18 protein-coding genes are annotated in these 18,382 nt (G+C 63.4%); 6 read left to right on the top strand and 12 right to left on the bottom strand.

The annotated features are described in order from the left end of the window. Nucleotides 1-81: 81 nt before the first annotated feature. The 5 genes from V3B64_RS04545 to V3B64_RS04525 form a co-directional block, all read right to left on the bottom strand. Nucleotides 82-1,197, bottom strand: coding sequence for an alkene reductase (locus tag V3B64_RS04545; RefSeq protein ID WP_329913713.1), 1,116 nt, complete (start codon nucleotides 1,195-1,197; stop codon nucleotides 82-84). Between the two features lie 139 nt (nucleotides 1,198-1,336). Further along, the gene (locus V3B64_RS04540; RefSeq protein ID WP_329913712.1) at nucleotides 1,337-2,212 is read right to left on the bottom strand and encodes an EcsC family protein; all 876 of its coding nucleotides are present in this window, start codon (nucleotides 2,210-2,212) and stop codon (nucleotides 1,337-1,339) included. A gap of 244 nt (nucleotides 2,213-2,456) precedes the next feature. Next, nucleotides 2,457-3,029 carry an oligoribonuclease gene (gene orn / locus V3B64_RS04535; protein WP_107431636.1) on the bottom strand — a complete coding sequence of 191 codons (573 nt, stop codon included), beginning with the start codon at nucleotides 3,027-3,029 and terminating at the stop codon, nucleotides 2,457-2,459. Between the two features lie 74 nt (nucleotides 3,030-3,103). Next, nucleotides 3,104-3,628: a tRNA adenosine(34) deaminase TadA gene (gene tadA, locus V3B64_RS04530; RefSeq protein ID WP_032129512.1), complete on the bottom strand. Its 525-nt coding sequence runs from the start codon at nucleotides 3,626-3,628 to the stop codon at nucleotides 3,104-3,106. 75 nt (nucleotides 3,629-3,703) lie between these two features. Continuing rightward, entirely contained in the window at nucleotides 3,704-4,063 is a 360-nt protein-coding gene (locus V3B64_RS04525; protein ID WP_032129513.1) for a helix-turn-helix domain-containing protein, read from the bottom strand. Between the two features lie 78 nt (nucleotides 4,064-4,141). Between V3B64_RS04525 and V3B64_RS04520 the strand changes: the two genes are divergently transcribed. The 3 genes from V3B64_RS04520 to V3B64_RS04510 all read left to right on the top strand — a co-directional run bounded on the left by V3B64_RS04520 (nucleotide 4,142) and on the right by V3B64_RS04510 (nucleotide 5,679). Next, on the top strand, nucleotides 4,142-4,909 hold the full coding sequence (locus V3B64_RS04520) for an NAD(P)H-dependent oxidoreductase (protein ID WP_329913711.1): 768 nt from the start codon (nucleotides 4,142-4,144) through the stop codon (nucleotides 4,907-4,909). 67 nt (nucleotides 4,910-4,976) lie between these two features. Further along, entirely contained in the window at nucleotides 4,977-5,414 is a 438-nt protein-coding gene (locus V3B64_RS04515) for an acetyltransferase (RefSeq protein ID WP_329913710.1), read from the top strand. A 58-nt stretch (nucleotides 5,415-5,472) separates the two neighbouring features. Then, nucleotides 5,473-5,679 carry a hypothetical protein gene (locus tag V3B64_RS04510; protein WP_005410107.1) on the top strand — a complete coding sequence of 69 codons (207 nt, stop codon included), beginning with the start codon at nucleotides 5,473-5,475 and terminating at the stop codon, nucleotides 5,677-5,679. Between the two features lie 22 nt (nucleotides 5,680-5,701). On the opposite strand, the gene V3B64_RS04505 is transcribed toward V3B64_RS04510, so the two are convergent. Then, nucleotides 5,702-6,199, bottom strand: a complete 498-nt coding sequence (locus V3B64_RS04505; protein ID WP_329913709.1) for an N-acetyltransferase — start codon at nucleotides 6,197-6,199, stop codon at nucleotides 5,702-5,704. Nucleotides 6,200-6,451: 252 nt separating this feature from the next. Between V3B64_RS04505 and V3B64_RS04500 the strand changes: the two genes are divergently transcribed. Genes V3B64_RS04500 through V3B64_RS04490 form a run of 3 tightly spaced genes read left to right on the top strand, consistent with a single transcriptional unit; the run spans nucleotide 6,452 to nucleotide 9,139 of the window. Further along, entirely contained in the window at nucleotides 6,452-7,123 is a 672-nt protein-coding gene (locus tag V3B64_RS04500) for a hypothetical protein (RefSeq protein WP_329913708.1), read from the top strand. A gap of 40 nt (nucleotides 7,124-7,163) precedes the next feature. Then, complete coding sequence (locus tag V3B64_RS04495; protein ID WP_121503576.1) at nucleotides 7,164-7,817, top strand: hypothetical protein; 654 nt, start codon at nucleotides 7,164-7,166, stop codon at nucleotides 7,815-7,817. Further along, complete coding sequence (locus tag V3B64_RS04490; RefSeq protein WP_329913707.1) at nucleotides 7,814-9,139, top strand: XVIPCD domain-containing protein; 1,326 nt, start codon at nucleotides 7,814-7,816, stop codon at nucleotides 9,137-9,139. Before V3B64_RS04495 ends, V3B64_RS04490 begins: the two co-directional genes overlap by 4 nt. 54 nt (nucleotides 9,140-9,193) lie before the next feature. Here the strand turns inward: V3B64_RS04490 and V3B64_RS04485 are convergent, their stop codons facing one another. The 6 genes from V3B64_RS04485 to V3B64_RS04460 all read right to left on the bottom strand — a co-directional run bounded on the left by V3B64_RS04485 (nucleotide 9,194) and on the right by V3B64_RS04460 (nucleotide 18,352). After that, nucleotides 9,194-10,039: a hypothetical protein gene (locus V3B64_RS04485; RefSeq protein WP_329913706.1), complete on the bottom strand. Its 846-nt coding sequence runs from the start codon at nucleotides 10,037-10,039 to the stop codon at nucleotides 9,194-9,196. Nucleotides 10,040-10,493: 454 nt separating this feature from the next. Then, on the bottom strand, nucleotides 10,494-11,501 hold the full coding sequence (locus V3B64_RS04480) for an XVIPCD domain-containing protein (protein WP_329913705.1): 1,008 nt from the start codon (nucleotides 11,499-11,501) through the stop codon (nucleotides 10,494-10,496). A gap of 57 nt (nucleotides 11,502-11,558) precedes the next feature. Then, the gene (locus tag V3B64_RS04475; protein WP_101765716.1) at nucleotides 11,559-12,095 is read right to left on the bottom strand and encodes a hypothetical protein; all 537 of its coding nucleotides are present in this window, start codon (nucleotides 12,093-12,095) and stop codon (nucleotides 11,559-11,561) included. A 1,766-nt stretch (nucleotides 12,096-13,861) separates the two neighbouring features. Beyond that, nucleotides 13,862-15,001 carry a type IV secretion system protein gene (locus V3B64_RS04470; RefSeq protein WP_329913704.1) on the bottom strand — a complete coding sequence of 380 codons (1,140 nt, stop codon included), beginning with the start codon at nucleotides 14,999-15,001 and terminating at the stop codon, nucleotides 13,862-13,864. Nucleotides 15,002-15,059: 58 nt separating this feature from the next. Beyond that, nucleotides 15,060-15,854, bottom strand: coding sequence for a hypothetical protein (locus tag V3B64_RS04465; protein WP_329913703.1), 795 nt, complete (start codon nucleotides 15,852-15,854; stop codon nucleotides 15,060-15,062). A gap of 53 nt (nucleotides 15,855-15,907) precedes the next feature. Beyond that, nucleotides 15,908-18,352 carry a VirB4 family type IV secretion/conjugal transfer ATPase gene (locus tag V3B64_RS04460; RefSeq protein WP_121503584.1) on the bottom strand — a complete coding sequence of 815 codons (2,445 nt, stop codon included), beginning with the start codon at nucleotides 18,350-18,352 and terminating at the stop codon, nucleotides 15,908-15,910. Nucleotides 18,353-18,382 lie beyond the last annotated feature (30 nt).

Below are 18,382 nucleotides of genomic sequence, written 5' to 3'. Positions count from 1 at the left end.
CCCGAACGCCGCGCCGGCGGCCGGCACTCCCCGCCCCCGCGCACCCTGGTAGGGCCGCCCGCTGGCCGGCAACCTCCAGGATCAGGCGGCGACGCTTTCTTCCAGCGTCGCGTAATCGGTGAACCCGACCGCACCACCGCCGAAGAACGTCGCCCGATCAGGCGGGTTCAATTCCGCCCCCAGACGCAGGCGCTCCGGCAGGTCCGGGTTGGCGATGAACGGGCGACCGAAGCCGATCAGGTCGGCCCACCCTTCAGTCAGTGCCTGCTCGGCGCGCTCGGCGGTGTACTTGCCGGCGTAGATCAGGGTGCCCGGGTAGATCAAGCGCAGCGCCTGCTTGAACGCCACCGGCATCAGCGGTGCGTCATCCCAGTCGGCCTCGGCGATGTGCAGGTAGCCCACGCCCAGCTCGCCCAGCAGGTGTGCCGCCGCCAGGTAGGTGGCCTGCGGCGTATCGTCCACCGCGCCCTGCAACGTCGTCAGCGGCGCCAGGCGCACGCCAACGCGCTCACCACCGGCTTCTGCAGTCACCGCCTGCACGACCTCGCGCAGGAAACGCAGCCGGTTCTGCAGCGAGCCGCCATAGCCGTCGCTGCGCCGGTTGGCCTGCGAGTCGATGAACTGGTTGATCAGATAACCATTTGCACCGTGAAGCTCGACACCATCGAAGCCGGCGGCCAGCGCATTGCGGGTGGCCTGCGCGTAGTCGGCGATGATGCCTGGAATCTCGGCCTCGGCCAGCGCGCGCGGCATCGAGTGCTGGATCATCTCGCCCACGCCCGCTTCCGGGCCGGCGCCGGTGGGGTCGACAAACACCTTCACGCCCTCGGCCAGCAGCGCCGACGACGACACCGGCGCGGCACCACCGGGCTGCAGCGCGACGTGCGAGACCCGGCCCACATGCCACAGCTGGGCGTAGATGCGACCGCCGGCAGCGTGCACGGCGTCGGTCACCTGGCGCCAGCCCTGCACCTGCTCGCCACTGTGGATGCCCGGGGTCCAGGCGTAACCCTGGCCCTGCGGGCTGATCTGGGTACCTTCGCTGACGATCAGGCCCGCGCTGGCCCGCTGCGCGTAGTAGGCGGCCATTTCCGCGGTGGCAACGTTGCCGTCGGCAGCGCGCGAGCGGGTCATCGGCGGCATGACGATTCGGTTGGGCAGGGTCAAGGCGCCCAGGCGGTGGGAGGTGAACAACATGGCGGACATCTCTTGCGGGGGGAGTGCCAGCAAGAATGGGGACCGCCTGCGAAGGGCAACAGGCGTGTTGTGGCAAAACAGTTGTGCCCGGCAGGCAAGGATGGCCATGCATGAAGGCTCATCCATGCATGGCGTGGATCTACTCCAGGCTGGGTTCTATCCTGATCGTGCCATGCGCTACGCGGTCATAGCAGGTGCGCACCACGTCTTCGCCGTACTTGCGCTCCAACCGGCGCACGATGAAGTGGCCGCGCGCCATGTCCTGGTAGTAATCGGTGAACATCGTATTGAGCGTCGCACCGGCAGCGGCACCCACGATCGGCACCGCCTGTGCGGCGAATTTCTCGGTGACCACCACGCCGAAGCGCGCGGCTACCTTCTCCACCATCTTTGCCAGCAGCTTGCCGGCTTCCTTCGGTGCCACGCCCAGGGTGAGGTCACGGCCGGTCACCACGCGCCCGGCCAGCTCAGCCGACAGATGGCGCATCACATCGGTGGTGAAGCCCCGGGCCAGGTAATAGCCAGTCTCGCTGGCGTCATCGCGCGGCGAGTTGCCGCCCAGCGCGAACACCTCCAGGCAGGCCTGACGGGTACTGAACTCGGACAGGTCGAAGCCCTCGCTGCGGGCCACGTCGGCCACCGCGCGCATCATGATGGTGGTGGACACCGGCAGCTCGATGAACAGCGCGGCAAAGCCAAAGGCGCCGCCCACCGCACCGGAGGTCGCTGCGGCCAGCTTGTGCCAGCGGGTGGACGCCCCCTTGCCGGGGGTGTTGTCCATGCTCCACAGCGCCGCCTGCGCCGACTTGGTCAGCGCCGCCTGCACCGCGCCGTGGATGCGGTTGGAGACCGAGCTGGGCAGCGCCTTCACCGCGAACTCCAGCGGCGTGCCGACCAGATTGGCCATGCGCGCGGTCAGGGTCGGCGCTTCCAGCAGGGCCACCGCCCGCTGCAGGTCAGACCAGTCGCGGGCGTCGTGGGCAATGTCGCGGGGAAGCAGGATGGGCTCGTTCATGGCGCCGATCTTAGCGCCAGGGAGTTGAACGGAGGGTGGTGCCGGCCGCTGGCCGGCAACCTGATACACGTCACGAAGGCCGCTGAATTGCCCGCCCCCCGCCGGCCCGACCCAGTCGCGGGTCACCCGGCCGGGGGCCGCAACCTTCAACCCCGCCCCGCCGGCCGCTGATGGGCGGCCCCGCGCCCGCCACTACCAGTTCGCGTGTCACCCGGTAGCGCCGGGCCATGCCCGGCGTCGTTGTTCAGGCAACCGGCAGCCCCGACAGCGCGCCCATGAACTGGCGGTAGTGACGCAGCTCGGCGATGGAGTCATGCACATCGCTCAGCGCGGTGTGGTTGCTGTTCTTGCCGACGCCAGCGGCCACGGTCGGCGCCCAGCGCTTGGCCAGCTCCTTCACCGTGGACACGTCCAGGTTGCGGTAGTGGAAGTACTTCTCCAGGCGCGGCATCTGGCGGTGCAGGAAGCGGCGGTCCTGGCAGATGGAGTTGCCGCACATCGGCGACAGGCCGGCCGGGATCCACTGCGCCAGGAAATTCACCGTCTGCGCCTCAGCCTGGGCAAGGGTCACCGTGCTGTCCACCACGCGCTGCCACAGGCCCGAACGGCGGTGCTGGTTGCGGTTCCACTCGTCCATCGCTTCCAGCGTTTCCAGCGGATGGTGGATGGCGAATTCCGGACCTTCGGCCAGCACGTTGAGCTGGGCGTCAGTGACTACGGTGGCGATCTCGATGATCGAATCGTTGTCGGTATCCAACCCGGTCATTTCCAGGTCGATCCAGATCAGTCGTTCGTTGGCCGCGCCGTTGTCCGCCATGTGTCGCCTCGTTGCTGGGCAGGCGCGCGGCCTACCGGTGATGGAAAGAGGCGCCCATCATACCCGTTCGCCCCTCAGCCCTCGCTGGCGTGGTCTTCCAGCAACAGCGGCGGCTTGCCACGCTTGGCGCGGAAGTAGTTGGTCAGGCGCATGCTGGCTTCCTTGGCCAGTACCCCACCGTGGATCTCCACCCGGTGGTTGTGGCGGGCATCGCCAATGAGGTCGAACACGCTGCCGCAGGCACCAGTCTTGGGGTCGCTGGCACCGTAGACCAACCGTGCAACGCGCGCGTGCACGATCGCCATTGCGCACATCGCACACGGCTCCAGGGTCACATACAGTGTGCTGCCAAGCAGGCGATGGTTCGCCAGCAATTTTCCGCCCGCCCGCATGGCCACGATCTCGGCGTGTGCGCTGGGGTCATGCGAGGCGATGTTGAGGTTCCAGCCCTCGCCCAGCAGTTGGCCGTCGGCACCGACCAGCACTGCACCCACCGGGATCTCGTCGAACTCGCGTTGTGCGCGCTCAGCCAGCGCCAGCGCGTGGCGCATCCAGTGTTCGTCGGTGTCGTGCACCGGCACACCCAGGGCGTCGGTCATGGCGGTTCTCGCGTGTCTGCAGGGCCAGGATGGCCGCCGGGGCCGCATTGTACGCCCGCAGCCGTGCAGGCGCCGCTAGCGCGCGTCGAAGCGCTCGCGGGCAGCGTCCAGGGCCGGGAAATTGTGCTCGGCCCAACGGTCCAGCGCGGTCAGGGTGTCTACCAGACTGCGCGCAACCTCGGTCAACCGGTACTCCACGTGCAGTGGCTTGCCGCCCAGATCGCAGCGCTCGATCAGGCCGTTGCGCTCCAGCTGTCGCAGGGTCTGGGTCAGCACCTTCTGCGAGATGCCTTCGATCTTCCGCAGCAGCGCACCATTGCGTTGCGGGCCCTCGGCCAATGCCGGCAGCAGCAGCATCACCCACTTGCCGGAGATCAGTGCCAGCGCATCGCGCGCCGAGCAGTCGGCGGCATAGACATCACCGGGAAAGGCCATGGTTACCTCAAAGTGCGTAATTGCCGGGGCATGCCGGCATCGCGAGGATGGTCGCACACTCCACGAACACCTCGCCCCATGCGCGCCCTGATCCTGCTGGCCCACCCCGAACCCCGTTCCTTCAATGCCCACCTGGCCATGCAGGCCGCCGCGCAGCTGCAGCATGACAATCTGCAGGTGGACGTGATCGATCTGTATGCGCGGGGCTTCGATCCGCTGGAAGCCGCGCGTCATCATCCTCAGCGCCTGCAGCCCGACCGCTTCGATGCCCAGCGCGAACAACGCCACAGCGCCGAGCATGATCATCTGCCCCCCGACGTGCGCTACCACCTGCAGCTGTTGCAGACCACAGACCTGCTGATCCTGCAGTTCCCGCTGTGGTGGTTCGCGGCACCGGCCATCCTCAAGGGCTGGCTGGACCGCGTGCTGGTCTACGGGCCGATGTACAACAGCCGGCAACGCCACGAGCGCGGCGTGATGCAGAGCAAGCGTGCGTTGCTGAGCGTCACCACCGGCTCTTCGGCGCGGGCGTGCGCGGTCGATGGCCGCGAAGGCGATACCCGGCTGTTGCTGTGGCCGTTGATGTACAGCCTGCGCTACGTCGGCTTCGAGGTGATGGAGCCGCATATGGTGCACGGCGTGCGCTCAGGGCTTGCAGCGGAACGCGTGCAGGCCCACGACGAAGCATTGGTTGCAGCCACCCTTTCCTACCGCGAGCGACTGTCGCGATGGCGGCAGTGGCCGACCGTGCCCTTCAACAACAGTGAGGACTTCGAGGATGGTGTGGCGCTGCGCGCGGAAGCGACTGCCTACAGTCCCTTCATCCGCCATCGCAACGCCGGATGAACCCGCACCTGCAGGCACGGCCGGAAAGCTTCACAATGCGTATTCCTGTAAGCACCTTGGTGAACACATGACCACCCTCCGTCCCTCTCGCGCCGACGACGGCGCCGCCCTTGTCGATCTCTGGCGCCGCGCCGTCGACGCCACCCACGACTTCCTCAGCACTGAAGATCGCCTGGCGATCGATGCCGAAGTCGCCGCTTTCCTGCCGCAGGCGCCGATGACCGTCGCCGTCGATGCACAGGACCAGCCGCAGGGATTCATGCTGATCGATGGCACCCACATGGAAGCACTGTTCATCGATCCGGACGTGCACGGCACCGGTATCGGTCGGCAGCTGCTGCAGCACGCACTGGCCCTGCACCCGCAGCTGAGCACCGACGTCAACGCACAGAACGCGCAGGCCGTGGGCTTCTACCTGCGCATGGGCTTTGTCGAAACCGGTCGTTCGCCGCTGGATTCGCAGGGCCGCCCGTATCCGCTGATCCACCTTCGGCATAAGGCCTGACATCCGTTGGCAGCAGCTGCGTGTTAGCGTGGCTGCTTTCGATCAAGGAATGCCGTACATGGATGGTGCAAAAGCCCTGTTGACCCTGTTTGCGCTGGGCATCAGCCTGGTCTGGATCCTGGTGCCGTTCGCCATCTTCGCCGTGCGCAACCTGCTGCGTGAGGTACTGGTCGAGCAGCGTCGTACCAATGAACTTCTCGAGCATATCGGCGGCTACCGCATTCCGAAACCGCAACCCGAACCGACCGTCTGGCGCGCGCCCTGAGCGGGCGCACGCCCGCCGTGGCTCAGGCTGTCGCCTCGAAGGCCGGTGAGTACTGCACCTCGCCCTGAGCCAGCGGAAGCTGCAGGCAAAGCGCCTGGAAGTACTCCGCCGGCACGCCCGGCAACACCAGGCCCGGCTCGGCACGGAAGCCGAAGCGCCCGTAATAGGCCGGCTCGCCCAGCAATACACAGCCATGCGCACCCTGCTGACGCAGTGCTTCAAGTGCGGCGCGCATCAGGGCCGCACCGATGCCCTGCCCCTGCCACGCGGGCACTACCGAGATCGGGCCCAGACCAAACCAGCCCGTGCTGCCATCGCTGACCGTCACCGGCGACAGGGCAATGTGACCGACCACCTGGCCCTGAGTTTCGGCGACCAGCGAAATGCTCAACTCCCCGCGGGTGCGCAGGGCGTCGACGATGAACTGCTCGGTGTGGCTGCTGTGCGGGGCTTCGCGGAAGGCGGCCTCGGTGAGTGCATGGATGGCGGCGTGGTCGGCCGTGGTTTCGGTGCGGATCATGCAGTTCAAGAGAACGCCTTTGATAATGTGATGAATGCGTGAATTATTGATTTAGGTCGCAGATTCAACCGCGAGCAGCCCCTGCCAGCAAGGCCAACGCGACGCCCGAATCCCCTGTGCTGCAATCGATTCGCCGGAATACACCGCATCGGGCGCGTCAAAAAGCCGTCGCGGCGGTGGCGCAGCGTTCCTGACACGCTCCATAATCGAGAAACCTGTCACCCAGGAAGGATATATGGACATGGACGCACGATGCAGGATCAGGCCATGGGAGTAGCGCTCCCTGAAAGGAAAAGGCAGCCGCTGCTGGCGTTGCTCGCCCTTATCCCACTGGCCGCATGCTCGCCCTATGCTGATGCCGAGCGCGACGTCGCCGCTGGTGGGCGCGGCCTGGCCAAACTCAACCCATCACCGCAGCAAGGCTACGAGCTGGTGCTGACACTGAAGGATGCCCCCGGTCCCTTCGCGGTGGTCGAGGGCGTTGCCCAGTACGACGCACGCAACTATGCAGCATGTGGGCGGATCGTACCTGCAACGGGCACTGCGGGCCGCATCACCAGTCAGGAACCTATCGCACTGCGCCAGGTGGGCGAGAACGAGTACCGCGGTACGTTCTACCTCGACCGCATGCAGGACGAGGATTACTACGGGCGTGGTGTCTGTCATTGGGCGCTGACGGGAGTCGGTGCGATGTTGCGCGCTACGACCGGCGAGGCGGATACGCGATTCCTGACGTTCATCGACAAGGAGCGCATGGACGCGGGGAGCCGGGTGACGCGGCACTACCCACGCGCCGACTACCCCCGAATCGAAGAGATCATCGGATACGGAGCGAGCGGCGAGGAAGATCCTTCCAGCTATCGTGCCGATCTGCGCGACGCGCTGTTCTCGACCACCACCACTGTGCAGAAACTCGCGCCATGAGCTGCCAGTTCAACCATTCCTACCCCCAAGGAGGCCGACATTGCGCCACAAGATGATCCCGTGCCTTGCTCTGCTTCTATTGACCGCCTGCAATCCGGAGACCGCCATGAACCAGGAACGTGCCGCTGCTGAAGCCGATGTCGCCCAGGGTGGGCGTGGCCTCGCCAAGCTCAACCCCAGCCCGCGCAAGGCCTATGAACTGGTGCTGCGCCTGAAGGATGCCCCGGGCGACTTCGCGGTGGTCGAAGGTGTCGCGCAGTACGACGTCACCAACGAAGACCAGTGCGGCCACATCGAGCCGGCCACAGGCACGGCTGCACGCATCACCAGCCAGGAACCAGTGGAGCTGCGCAAGGTCGCTGATGGCGAATACCGCGGCACTGTATACATCGACCGCATGCTGGACGAGGACTACTACGGTCGCGGTGTCTGCAAGTGGGAGTTCACCGGTGCCGGCGCGATGCTGAAAGCGACGGGAGCAGAAGAAGAGACCCGCTTCCTGACCTTCGTCAAAGCCGATCCGCTGACCGAAGGCAAGACCCACACGCTTTACTATCCAGAAGCGGCCTATCCGCGGGCACCGCTTGCTGCAAACTACCCAGCCACCGGCAAGGCAGATCCGGCTGACTACGTTGCTGAACTGCAGGGCAAGTTGTTCACGATGAGTCTCAGCGCCAGCGAGGTCACCCAATGACCATCAGCACGCAGGATTATGCCGCGCTTTCCGACGATGCCTACAAGGACCGCGCTGTCGGCCGGAGGCGTCCGGGGGAAGAAGAGCTCGTCACGATCAATGGGCATGACTACAAGATTCTCGATCACGTCAATAACCGGCTCAATGGTTACCAAGGCACTGTTTATCAGCGAGCCGACACCAACGAGATCGTGGTCGCTCATCGCGGCACCGAGCAGATAGCTCGTGATGCCATCCTGACCGACGGCGGCATGGTCGTCGCCCGCACCAACGTGCAGGCCCCCGATGCCATCGCATTGACCAAAAGCGCGCTGGACTACGCGAAGCAGGAAGCTGCATTCGGAGGCCGCGCACCTGAAGTTACCGTCACCGGCCACTCTCTCGGCGGCGCCCTGGCCCAGATCACCTCGCACCACTTCAACGTCAAGGGCGAGACCTTCAATGCCTACGGCGCGGTCAGCCTCAGCTACCGCATTCCGGAAGGCGGCAACACCATGATCAACCACGTCATGGCTTCCGATCCGGTCAGCGCCGCCTCGCCGCACTTCGGCCAGGTCCGCATCTACGCCAAGCCCGATGAGATCAAGACGCTCGCGGCAAATGGCTTCAGCAATCACGCCCTGCGTGATCTGATTCCAGACCGTCCGATCATCGCGGCCACCAGTTCATTCGGCGCGCACAAACTGGGCAACTTCCTCAACGAAGGCTCGGTGCTGAAGCACCCGGAAACGCAGAAGCTGGCGAAAGACAACGCCAAGATGATCGAGGAGTACCGCGACGACGTGGAATCACTGCGTCGTGGCGTCACCCGCGCGGCACGCGGCATCCCTGGCGGCGCCATCGATCTGTACGACCACATCCGCGGCCCGCTGCAGCCCGGTGAACCAGCACGCCGCGAAGCAGAGAAGAACGGCCATCACACCAGCATGCTGCGCATGGACGATGCCAATCACCTGGGCAACCCGCTGTTCAACGACGCGATCCGTGGCGTGCATGCGCAGGACGTTCACGTCGGCCGCGTGCCGGATGTGATGAGTACGCAGTTGGCCGGTAGCCTGGCGGCGGAGATGCACGCTGCAGGCGGCAAGCGCATCGACGAGGTGGTGATGAATGCCGATGCTTCGCGCAGCTTCGCGGTGCAGGGCCTGGGCGGCGACCCGGCGCATCTGCGCGTGTCGGTGGACACGGCCGTGGCGATGAACACCCCGCTGGAGCAGAGCAGCCAGCGCATTGATCAGCAAGCCGCGGGACAGCGCCTGGCACAGGACCGCGATCAGCAACTGGAACAACAGCAGAACCAGACCCGCAGCATGCAGGCCTGATGAACAGCGCGGGAGCCGGTCATTCCGGCTCCCGCGTCACTTCGGCCCTCTGCCTCAGGGGCTGGAGGCCGCGACCGGCGCGGACGCACCGGCGGTCACGAACAGATCCGGCCCGGAATCCGGGAAGCCACCACAGGCGCGATCGCCCGGTGCTACCGGATCACAGGGCCACTGCGCCCGCGCGACCTTTTCGCGCAGCTCGAAGCGATCCCCAGTCCAGACCACGAAGGCCAGGTGCTCGCGGTTCCAGTCACTGTAGGCACGCGGACCGCCCTTCTGCGCTGCCTCCGGGTACTGCACGAACCACCGCATGGCCGGGCCGTACTGCAGCTTGCTGTGGTCCAGGCTGATCCGGCCGTCGCGCGACAGCTGCCGCGCACGATCGGCCTCCGTCACTTGGGGCATGGACGGCATGACATCGGCGGTCACATCCCTCGGCGCGGCGTCCCCGCGAACCTGGTACACACGCTGGGCCACATAGGCCTCGCGGCAGTCACCCGCTGGCACACGTACCGGCTCCGCGCCGTACTCATCGCGGTTGGCGACCCGGTCGCTGCAGGTGAACGGTGCCGACACCAGGTAGAACGTGCTGTCGGCGTCGCGTCCTTCCAGCGAGCGCACCCAGATGTCGCCCATCCGCGCGATGAAGTCCGGGCGCTGGCCGTAGCCCGGCACTGCCTTGAACCAAACCTTCTGTTGCACCTCACGCTCGCGCCAGCTGCGCGGCAGGTGGATGTCCTGCGCGGGCAGCGCGACCAGCAGCGCGGCCAGATGCGCCGGGATCGTGCCCTGGCAGGCGCCGATCAATAGATCGCCCTGCGTCGCCAGGCGACCGGCCAGGTCGATCGGGCAGCGGGCACCAAGCGCACGCTCGGTCGCCTGCCCGGGCGGCAACGGCACGATGACCAAGGCGGGTGGCGCGGGAGCTACCGCCGGGACGGCTGGCTCGACGACGGCAGGCGGTGCAGCGACAGGCGCCGCCGCTGCGGGTGCAACGGGCACAGGCGTCGGGTCTGCAGCCGGCGCCGCGGCAACGGCTTCAGACGGCATGGGTGCTGCAACAGACGCCGTCCCTGCAGGCACGTCAACGGTCGGCTCGGCAGCCGGGGGCGTCTCCACGACGGGTGCCGCGGCCTCCTGAGCCTGTGCCGACGCTACGGCAAGTCCAAGTGACAGCAGCCAGAGCGGCGGCAGGCGGCGCACGGATGCATTGCAGCGGGCAGCGGCGTGCCGGGCATTCGAGGGAACGATTCGCATGTGGTGTCCTTCCGAGTGGGTTTCCATGTCGGCGCCACGGGGCGCCACGCGTCGTACGTAAAGCGCCGGCGGGTCCCCTGCCCGCCGGCATCAGGTGTTACAGGGATCGAGAACGCTGCTCCTGCTCGCGGGCGAGCGCGGCCGCCGGGTCCTGCTGGGCGACACTGGCAGCCAACTGCTGGCTGCTCTGCGCCAGCGGCTGCTGGGCGGCCTGCTCCCGGTCAACGGACGCACGCAGCATCGCCGGATCTCCCAGCGCGCCCTGCACCGCAAACAGCGTGCGCCCGTCGTTGCCCGCCAGCAGATGATCGATACGCGACATGCCGGCCTTCCGCGCGCTCAACGCCAGCGCGCCGGCGGCGTTGTCCAGTTCCTGCTCACTGCGCAGTCCGCTCTGCGCCCCCATCTGCTGCAGGTGCTGGCGTGCCCCCTGGAACAGGGCGTGTCCCGGCTCGCCCGGCTGCGACATGTCGCGCAGGATGGTCTGCTGCGCCGGCGCCCCTACTTCGCCCCGCTCCAGCCGCGCCATCACATCAGGCGTCAGCTTCTGCTGCCACGCATCGAATCGCTGCTGGCGAGCCTCAATGCCGTTCAGGCCACCATTGATCGCGCGCGTCGCTTCACGCACGTCCTCGCGCGCAGCTTCCGGCACACGTGTCTGCCACTGCCACACCGCAATACGGCCTGCGTGCTCGGGCTGCGCGGCCAGTTCCGGCTGATTCACCAGATCCAGATCCAGCGCCTTGCCGGCACGCTCATAGTTTTCCTTGCCGACCAGCGGCAGATAGCCGCGGCCGTGATACTTCAATGCGTCGCCGGGCGCGTCATTGCCCATGCGCCCGCCATACATCAGTTCGGCCAGACTCTCCGGCCGCCCACGCAGCGCCTCCTGGCGGGCGCTCTCCAGCGCGGCGTTGCCATTGCGCCACGCAGCTTCCACCGGGATCTGCGAGATTCCCCGGGTGAAGTTGAAACTTTCATTGAGCCGGCTCAAGCCGCGCGACTCGTGCCCTGCCTGGGCCATGAAATTGGCCAGCTCAAGCGGGGAGTCGATGCCGGCTTTGGTCGCCTGCCGCAACAGCTGCGACTCTCTATCGGTCGACACGGTGCAACTCCTGAATCTTCATCAGCGCGGATTCCCTTCCGCCGGTTGGAGCTTGGCTCATGGAAGCGACACCTCGGCGACACTGGACGGGTCGAAGTCCTCGAACCGCACCCTGCCCAGCTCCGCCACCGAGTAATCGCGGACATTGGTCGCTTCGGTCTCGATATCCACGACCTTGCATCTCACCCCGTCCACCCAGCAGGCTTTGTCCGCAGGCGCATAGCGGAACCGGTAGGTGCTGCTCCAGCGCTCGCGGCTACCCCCGTTGGTGATCACGCTGAAGGTACCTTCCTCCACCATTGCATACGCAAAAGGGTCGCCGGCCAGGCCACCTCGGGTGGAACATGGCACCAGCTTGTCGTTGCGCGCAGCCAGCTGCCAGCGCCCGCGCCCGTCACCGCGCAGCAACAGCAGCACCCGGTTGGGTCCGTGCTGGCCAGGCACCAGCCCTTCCGGCGTCGGCTGATCGATGACCAGCAGCTGATACTCGATGCCATCGCCGTTGAGCTCGCCCCTGACGGCTTCCAGCAAGTTCGCACCGGACGGAACAAATGCCAGGGCATCGTCCATGTGTGCGCCAGCCCTGTCTTCCATCCCCTCCCACTCCTTCAATATCGTCCCGCCGATGCTCGCGTCGTAGGCGGGCATAGTGGCGTTGCCCAGTCGCGCCAGTCACCCTGCAGATGCGGATGATAGCTCCGGGGGCACCGTGGCAGCGACGGTGGCAAGCGTCACCCGTTGAGCGGTGGGACACGGTCCTCAAGGGCGGGAAAGCTCCTGCGTTCGATGGCACCGATGCGTCGGGATTTTGACGCGCACGCAGCTTACTTCGAGGAGGCGGGGCTCGTCGAAGGGGGCTTGGGACGAAAAGCGCACTTGATCACAGAAAAAGCGCGGTTAACGTGAATGGATGCCCACTCAGCAAATGGGTCAACGCAGGTGTCCTGCAGAAATGGCAGTTCGGAGAATGCTCTCGTGCCGTATAGCAGAAGTATGATCTGAAATTCAGCTGCCGCGAGATATGTCCTGCGGTCTCTAGCGATGAAAGAACATCGGACTCAAGCGCGCCCTGCTAGACAAGACGAAATGACCTCTGGCTGCTACGGAGCATCAATAGGCACGAAATTCCGGCAAGCTGCAGGCTGAGTACACAACTTCGCAAGCTTGATTGCGGTCCCCGCGACATTCACGCAGCGCATTGCGTTTGGCCAAATCCACTGTTTCTGCACGCCACGAAACAGTAGTCGCTCCAGAATTCAGCGCCCCAACAGGATCAGCGATAGCAACGCATTGATTGTGGTAAGAGAGTCTTACCTCACACCTACTTCCACCAGCACTTTTGCAAGCATCCAATGCGACTGAGTTCGCGATGCCTTTTGACCGTTGAGACCTCGATACACCCGTGGCTCTGCTGCTCCCGGGCTTCAGAGAGGCAGCATCCTCGGCAACTGCCCCCATCGACTGTCCAATTCCCCAGTCGGGACTGGAGCAGTGGGTTGAGCGCTGCCTTGAGCCTGCCCGCCAGGAATTGACGCACACCCACCGACGCCATGCCGCTCGTCGCCGGCTGGGTACTGACATGGTGGGCAGCGCCCTTCGGCCATTGCGAGATCAGAAGAGCAACCTGCTCATTCTGAAACCAGCCTCGAATAATCACTTCAATTCCATATGATTCCAACCCTTTCCGAGACCGCAGGAGACCGGAGGTTACAACCAACTACGCACGCCAATCGAGCTCGGTAGCGCACTGCCAAGAAAGCCTCTTAACACGGTGCTTGACCAGCTAGTAAGACCTAAACTCAGACAAGCTACAGGCGGAATAAATGACTCCACAATCCTGCCCGCGCCCCTCGCCTTTACAGATCCGCAAAGCATCCATCTTCGCTTCATTCTCTTTAAGCGCACCGGCCGCGACCAAGACACCAGCACCAGGTTTCGAACTACTAACAACAGGCGCTGCCAACGCTGCGCACTGATTGTGGTAAGAGAAAATCACCTTACAACGCGCGCCGCCCATAGCACGACACTCATCGAGGGCCACTTGATCTGCCCTCCCGCTCGAAGGCTGCGATACAGCCACGCCAATTGCAAGATTTCTTCCTTCCACAGGAGCCGCATCTTGAGCAATAGCACCCCAGCGGGTGTCCCATGTGCCCGCCGGGATAGGAGCGACTTGCTGAGCAGGAGCGGCCGTTCCTCCAGGAATAGGGGCGCAACCTCCTACACCCTGACCGCCCACAGGATACTGGCCGGGCGGGCAGCGACCCTCGCCGAATGCGTAGCCTGAGACTAGTACAAGCACCAGAAAAAGGATGAATCTATTCATTAACTTCTCACGATGTAGAAATAGGCGTCACTGATCACCGCGCCTCCGCGTTTCCGAATTTTCCAGCCCCTTGTGATGGAGCATCTGTCTTCGCACCACCAATTCCATAACCCGTTACAGGGGTCGAGTTGATATTGCTCGAATTGGCCTTGTTTTCATTTCCGGCCTGCGGAGGAACGTAGCTTCCTGGCGGCTGACCGCTTGCGCTGGGTGCTTGCGCCACCGGACTGCCACCAATCTGCGAATAGGCCATGAAACTACCCAACGTGCCCTGGAAGAACATCGCGGCCATCGGCGGTGATGTAAGAATCAACGTCGTCAGAATCAGGCCCATGCCACCCTGCTGCAGCGCCATGCTCGACATGCCCTCGGTGAAGTTGTCACCCATCAATGTGCCCAGCAATGTCGCCCCCCAGAAGGAAAGTGCAACCTTCGCAACCAACTTCATGGCTATGGCCGTCATGGCGGCCAGTACCGCCATGGAGAACATCGTGCCTATGCCATACATCAACCATTTCTGGAATAGTTGCTTCGTCTGATCAAATAGCAGACACAGAATGAACAGTGGCCCAAGGCCAATGAACAGGGCCAGCGCAACCTCATACAGCAGCAGCATCGAGCCTGCCGTCACCGCAGGTCCACCGGTACCCATGCCAATAAACCACATCGCGCGCGTCTTAGCGTTATCGAGGGTGACATCACCCACCACATCGAGGGCATCGACTGACGACAACGCCAGCTGCATGTATCCAAGGTTCTCGTCGATCAGATCTTCTGGTGAATCCTTCTTCCCCGTAATCACCTGCGTGATCTCATTCTTCACATCCTTGTTCAGGAACGTGTGGAGATCGCGTCCAAACATCGCCATGGTGGTCGCCACCGAGACGATCAGCGCGGCCTTGGCCATGTTGTTGACCAATACCATCATCGAATCGCGGCTACGACCGGTCACGATACGGAAGCCCTGAACGAACACCCACAACGTCATCAGCGTCAGGGCGATCGCCCCAACCCATTTCATCATCCTTCCAAGCACTCCGATGCCGAAGTCTGCTATCTCCTTGTGCAGATAATCGAGAATCAAACGGAAGAACATGAAATCGCCGACCGACGATGTCACGTGCAGGTGCTGCAGAATTTCCAGTGCGTTCGTGCCGAACGCGCTGCCTTCCATCCCTAGACCCATAACTTCACCTAATTATTGAGAGCAGCTCAATCACAGCGCTGCCACATCACTTCGCCGACAACGCCGCCTTGAGGGCCGCGGCCTTGACCACTGTACCCAATGGAGATGGTGATCCCTTCAACGCACGCTGCGCCAGCATCTGCTGCATCTTGGTGAGTGCCCGGATCTGTCCATCATACGTTCCGATCTGCTTCTCCCAGGCCGAGAAGTCCGCTTCCATATAGGCATTCGAAACAGCTGCGTTGGTAAACGCCTCGGTCATGCCGCCTTCCTTCTTCGTCCGAAGTCGGATTCCCTTGATCTCGTCCAAGACCTTGCGCATGTCAGGCATGGTCTTCTGGACAACCAGAATGGTCTCGTTGTACTTCCGATTCTCAAGCATCTGGATCGCGGCACAGATGTTCCGCTGCTGGGCGGCAATGTCTCCGCCAGGGTTCATGTCCAAGGCCGCCATAAGTCCAGACAAGCTCAAGATCGAACCCGCCCCGCAGCGTTCGACTACATTCCACTCTGCGGCTACCGGCTTCAACGTAACACCCGTTGGCATGATCGGCGAAGCAATGATCTGCTTGAACTGTGCGAGTTTCTGAGCCCAGTTCTGCGTTGTATCGATGAAGCGCTCGGCCTGGATGCCATATTCGGCAAAAGCCTCAGCCTGACTAGTAAGCGTGTGCGCCTCGGTGAGCGTGCTGTTGACTGTATTCAGACCAATCTCGACCACCGGAACGGTATATGCCTTCGCTGGAACTCCAAGCATGGCTGTCAAGGACACACTCACCACGGCGGCACGGATCCAGGTAGCCATATCGGGCTTTTTGCTGACAAGGGTTGTGGTTTCCATGTAGTTCTCCATCGAATTCAATGAACTTGGCCTAGTTACTCCTTGAGCGACGCTCATGCAGCAACCTCGCTACTGGAGCCGATCTTTCCCGAGCCCTTCCGGTTCTTGTAGAAATCTTCCAGCCATTGCTCCGGCGTGAGCTCGTCCACGGTGATACGGTTACGGACCGCCGCCGTCTGCAACACCCGGTGCATGACATCGATGTTGTCAGTCGAAGCTGAGATTACCGACAGGATGTCATCCATGCCACGCAGGTTGAGCTGGCAGACGCTGGAGGCGTGGCCCTGCTTGACCAGGAAGCAGCGCGAGCGCTCGTCCAGGGCAGTAACCACCCTGAACTCGGCCTCGGTCAGCTTCAGGCCATCCATGTAGTCGCTCTTGCTGGCATTCGGGTTCGGCAGCAGGATCAGCGTTGCGGTCTGCTCGATCAGGGCAGCGGAGATATCACTTTTCAGCGCGTCCTCCGGGCTCTGCGTAGCGAAGATGCCGAGACCGTTCTGCTTACGGATGGTCTTCTGCTTGTTCTTCGCGAACTCCTTCAGGCCACCTTCGCCGTCCAGAATCTTCCAGAACTCGTCCATCACATAGATCAGCGGACGACCGTCGATCAGCGACTCCAGGCGGTGCAGCAGGTAGTTGATCACCGGCACGCGCACTTCAGGATTGTCGATGATGTCGGTGTAGTCGAAACCGATGATGTTGGCCTTGCTCAGGTCAACGGTATCCACGGGATTGTCGAACACCCAGCCCAGCGAATTGCCCGATGTCCAACGGCGCATGCGCGCGTAGAGGCCATCGTCGCCCATATTGGGCAGGCTCTTCTGGAAGTTGGTCATGCTGCGCAGGTGCATCGGCGTATCGAGCATGCTTTCCACCGCGCGGTAGATGTCCTCTTCTTCGCGGGCGCTGTATTCGCGCTTGCCGGCCAGCACCTTGATCAGGTCGGCCAGGAACTGCACGTTGGCTTCGTTGTTCTCGCACTGGAACGGGTTGAAGCCAGTCGGCGCACCGTTTTCCAGGGCCAGATAGTTGCCTCCGCAGGCACGCACGAAGATCTCCGCGCCGCGGTCCTTGTCGAAGAAGAAGATGGTCGGCGACGGCTCGTACTTCTGCACCTGGCTGAGCAGGAAATTGATCAGCGCGGTCTTACCGGTACCGGACTTGCCGATCACCATGGTATTGGCGATCGCCTTCTCACCCAGCGAATTCTCCGACGGGTGGGTCGCATGGAAATTGAAGTAGTACGGCTGGCCGTTGGTGGTCTGCAGCGTGGTGACGCAGTCGCCCCAAGGGTTGTTGTGCTGCTTGCCGGTGGCAAAGTTGTGCAGCGGCGATAGGCCCAGGAAGTTCAGCGAGCTGACGTTGGCCAGTCGAGTGCGGTAGCGCCAGTTGCCCGGCAGCTGCGAATAGAAGGACGAGGTGACCGCCAGGTCTTCCTTGGTCGACACGAAACCGGCGTTGGATAGCTCAGCGCGGGTCGAGGCGACGTTCTGCGAAAGCTTGGCCTGCGTGTCGCCGTAGACCGCCATGATGAAGTGGTATTCACCCAGCACGAAGTTGCCCGACGACAGCTGATCCATGGCCTGGTCCAGCTCGACGATCTGGCTGACCGCCTTGTCGCCGGAGGAGATCATCATGCCCTTGGTGCGATCGAGCACCTTCAGCGCATCCTGACGCCCCATCGGGCTGAACGAATGGGTGATGACGTACTCGTAGTCCAGATATTTCAGACCGTTGAGGATGCCCGGATAGGTCCCCTCGGCATACTCCTTGATGTTCAGAATGGCGCCGTAGTGATTGGCACCGTTGGGAGTATTGATCGCAAAATCGCCGGTCTTGGCCGAGAACATGTGACGACTGACCGGCAGGTAATCCTTGATCGGTGCCGACAGCACCGGCACCGGTTCGTCGATGCGATTGATCAAGTAGCCGAACAGCTCCAGCGTTTCCGAGAACACAACGCCATTCTTGGCTTCGTACATACCCAGTCGATACGGCGCGTAGTCGCGGATCACGGCCTCGACGTTGCCGGCCAGTTCCATCAACTTCTCTACCGCCTGCTCCTGCTCGGCGCGCAGCTTGTCCACGTTCGCCGACTTTTCGACGAAGCGTTTACCCGCCACTACCGGGCGGTAGATCATGGTCAGGTACAGCTCGTTCTGCATGATGCGCTGCGAGGACAGCATGCCCATGTACTGGTCGGACACGTCCTGGTTGAAGCGCTGCTTGTAGCTGCTCTTGCCCTTCAGCGTGCGGCGGCGACGGATGTCGTGCACCCAGAAAGCGACGTTGACGAAGTCCGGTGCGCGCAGGGTCTGCAGCAGGCGGTTGAACGTGTTGTGGCGATGCTCGAGCTCCCACTCCTCCCGGCCGACGAACGGCAGCCCTTCCAGATGCCAGGTCAGCAGGTAGTCGCCGCCCGTGGTCTTGACCACGTTCGGGGCGACATGCGACGACAACGGGATGAACTCACTGATGGAGGTGTCAGGGCTGAACATACGACTGCTTCCAAAGAGGTACTGCCAAGG

Origin of the sequence: Stenotrophomonas sp. SMYL86, assembly GCF_036320025.1 — a bacterium.
Taxonomy (GTDB): domain Bacteria; phylum Pseudomonadota; class Gammaproteobacteria; order Xanthomonadales; family Xanthomonadaceae; genus Stenotrophomonas; species Stenotrophomonas maltophilia_A.
The sequence above is the reverse complement of the archived record's forward strand: the minus strand, read 5'-3'. Positions and strand labels throughout refer to the sequence as shown.

Excerpts from the sequence above, each read along its gene's own strand:
- V3B64_RS04465 (WP_329913703.1), bottom strand. The coding sequence starts at position 15,854 with ATGGAAACCACAACCCTTGTCAGCAAAAAGCCCGATATGGCTACCTGG.
- V3B64_RS04500 (WP_329913708.1), top strand. The coding sequence starts at position 6,452 with ATGCAGGATCAGGCCATGGGAGTAGCGCTCCCTGAAAGGAAAAGGCAG.
- V3B64_RS04470 (WP_329913704.1), bottom strand. The coding sequence starts at position 15,001 with ATGGAAGGCAGCGCGTTCGGCACGAACGCACTGGAAATTCTGCAGCAC.
- tadA (WP_032129512.1), bottom strand. The coding sequence starts at position 3,628 with ATGACCGACGCCCTGGGTGTGCCGGTGCACGACACCGACGAACACTGG.
- V3B64_RS04490 (WP_329913707.1), top strand. The coding sequence starts at position 7,814 with ATGACCATCAGCACGCAGGATTATGCCGCGCTTTCCGACGATGCCTAC.
- V3B64_RS04460 (WP_121503584.1), bottom strand. The coding sequence starts at position 18,352 with ATGTTCAGCCCTGACACCTCCATCAGTGAGTTCATCCCGTTGTCGTCG.
- V3B64_RS04540 (WP_329913712.1), bottom strand. The coding sequence starts at position 2,212 with ATGAACGAGCCCATCCTGCTTCCCCGCGACATTGCCCACGACGCCCGC.
- V3B64_RS04505 (WP_329913709.1), bottom strand. The coding sequence starts at position 6,199 with ATGATCCGCACCGAAACCACGGCCGACCACGCCGCCATCCATGCACTC.
- V3B64_RS04520 (WP_329913711.1), top strand. The coding sequence starts at position 4,142 with ATGCGCGCCCTGATCCTGCTGGCCCACCCCGAACCCCGTTCCTTCAAT.
- V3B64_RS04475 (WP_101765716.1), bottom strand. The coding sequence starts at position 12,095 with ATGGAAGACAGGGCTGGCGCACACATGGACGATGCCCTGGCATTTGTT.
- V3B64_RS04525 (WP_032129513.1), bottom strand. The coding sequence starts at position 4,063 with ATGGCCTTTCCCGGTGATGTCTATGCCGCCGACTGCTCGGCGCGCGAT.
- V3B64_RS04515 (WP_329913710.1), top strand. The coding sequence starts at position 4,977 with ATGACCACCCTCCGTCCCTCTCGCGCCGACGACGGCGCCGCCCTTGTC.
- orn (WP_107431636.1), bottom strand. The coding sequence starts at position 3,029 with ATGGCGGACAACGGCGCGGCCAACGAACGACTGATCTGGATCGACCTG.
- V3B64_RS04545 (WP_329913713.1), bottom strand. The coding sequence starts at position 1,197 with ATGTTGTTCACCTCCCACCGCCTGGGCGCCTTGACCCTGCCCAACCGA.
- V3B64_RS04510 (WP_005410107.1), top strand. The coding sequence starts at position 5,473 with ATGGATGGTGCAAAAGCCCTGTTGACCCTGTTTGCGCTGGGCATCAGC.